General features: G+C 51.9%; 2 protein-coding genes. Both read left to right on the top strand.

The features are described 5' to 3' along the window. Positions 1-1,050 (top strand): EAL domain-containing protein (locus M3200_RS04310; protein ID WP_288178137.1); only part of this gene is annotated, 1,050 nt, incomplete at its 5' end. 545 nt (positions 1,051-1,595) lie between these two features. Next, positions 1,596-2,330, top strand: a 735-nt coding sequence (locus M3200_RS04305; RefSeq protein ID WP_288178136.1) for an MFS transporter, incomplete at its 3' end; no start/stop codon positions are given.

The following is a 2,330-nucleotide window of genomic DNA, read 5'->3' as shown; positions in this document are numbered from 1 at the left end:
GTCATCGAAAGCACCGTCCGCATGGCCAAAAAAATCGGCGTGCAGACACTCGCTGAAGGCGTCGAGACGAAAGAACAGCTCAATTTCCTGAAGAGCATCGGATGCGAAAAAATCCAGGGCTACTACTTCGGAAAACCAATGCCTTACGATAACGTCGTAGAACGCATCAAAGAACAGCACTGGGTCACGGAAACAAGAGAAATGGCGCAGTACTATGATGCAGCAGGAAGAGAAGATTTCCTGACGAACTGCCCGTTTGCCCTTCTGGAAGACGACGGAACGAAATTCAGATACCTCTTCGTCAATAATGAATTCATGAAATCCCTCGCTACTGCCGGGACGACCTCTACGGACATGTCCGAGCATACGATCAACGACAATGCCTCGCAGCTGTCCCACCTTTTCAGGAATTTTGCCAATGAAATCGCGGAATCCGGGAAAGAGCAGGTCCTTACCTATACATCCAAGAACCAGTACATGCGCCTGCGCTGCAAGACCATCGCCTCCTGCGGAAATAAGCACATCCACAGGACTGAACTTATCAACGTCACATTCAACAGCGACCAGCGCCAGCAGGACATGCTCGACGGCCTTGTCAGAAATATCTACTACCTCTACAATACCGTTTTTATCATCAACTTCGACGAAAACTCCTGTAACCCGATTGTCGCCTCCGCCAGCTCCTGGGAATTCCTCCATCAGAAGACCTACGGCCTTGAAGAAGTTCGCCTGAGCTACGCAAGACAGAACATCCACCCGGATGACCAGGAACGCTTCCTCGAATTCGTCCGTCTCGATAACATGGAACAGCGCATCGAAGACAGCCCCGAAGGCATGATTGCCGACTACTTCAGAACCAAAGGCGCCGACGGCAACTTCACCTGGGACGTCCACACCATCATCTCCATCCCGAAGACCAATGGCAAAGTATTCCTCTACACCTCGAAACTCTCGCCCCTGGACGACGGGACCCTCCGCAAACACGTCCTCAAGGAATACATCAAAGACGACAAACCAGAACTGAAAACAGCCGAAAACAAAGCAGAATAAAGAATAAAAAGAAGGACTGTGGTAAATGGGAAACCATTCATCACAGCCCTTTTTGCGTAGGGAAATGGGCGGTAGGGCCGGTGTATTTCCCTGAGCGCCGCTAATACTTGCCTTCCCAGACGGGGAAGAAGGGCCGTAGGCCGGTTTTGACCTTGCCCTGGAAGGGAAGGTGCCCGGCCTTAAATTCTTATGCCGGGCGGAAACAGCATTTCCTCAGCCGTAGGCTGGTTTTAGGGTTTCCCAAAGGTGCAGTTTTTAAAAAGGGCGGATAGGGTTGATTACCACGAGCGAAGCGAGGCTGTATGGTTTTCCATTTCCCCACCCATCCTTCTAATTCCCACATCGTTCCATGCCAATCATGCGTTTTTGTCAAATCAAATTTGTGATTGGCTCTTTTTTTTCATATAATAGACGTATGCGCTCTAAGGCGGGATGCCTTAGACAACCGAAAGAGGATGCGGGAACATCTTTTTTTCGGAATTTCTTATGGTCAAAGCTCAGCGGATCTTCTGGAAATCCGTCTGAGAAGGAAGAATGTCGAAAGTATGAAAATGGGGTATAAAGGGACAGACCGGATGATCGCCGGGATTGTTTTTGGCGTGATTACGTTCTGGCTTTTCGCGCAGGCCATCGTGAATGTCGGACCTGCCGTGCAGGCGGATCTTGGGATTCCGCTGGATACGCTGAATATTGCGGTCAGCCTGACGGCTCTTTTCTCGGGCCTCTTCATCGTGGCTGCCGGAGGTCTGGCGGATAAGACCGGTAGGAAGAAGATTGCTTACCTGGGATTTGTCCTGAGCATCATCGGCTCTTCCTGCCTCGTCCTTTCGCAGGGCGCGGTGCTCCTCATCGCGGGCCGCATCATTCAGGGTTTGTCGGCCGCATGCATCATGCCTTCGACCATTGCCCTCATGAATGCCTATTTCGAAGGGAAAGCCCGCCAGAGAGCCCTGAGCTTCTGGTCTATCGGCTCCCGGGGAGGCGGCGGCATCGCATCCTTCGCGGGCGGCGCCATTGCATCCAGCTTCGGCTGGCGAGGCATCTTCGTCTTTTCCATCATTTTCGCTGCCCTTGGCATGATACTCCTCTGGGCGACGCCGGAAAGCAAAAGAGATTCCGACGAACCCTTCCATTTCGACTTTGCAGGCCTTTCCATTTTCATCGTGACCATGGTCGCACTGAATATATTCATCAACTTCGGCGCTGCCTTTGGCTGGACGAGCGGAAGGACACTCGGCCTTCTTGCCACCATCCTGATCGGATTTGCCGCATTTGTGAAA

This window comes from Dialister sp. CAG:357, from assembly GCF_000435155.1.
Taxonomy (GTDB): Bacteria; Bacillota; Negativicutes; order Veillonellales; family Dialisteraceae; genus Dialister; species Dialister hominis.
The sequence above is the reverse complement of the archived record's forward strand: the minus strand, read 5'-3'. Positions and strand labels throughout refer to the sequence as shown.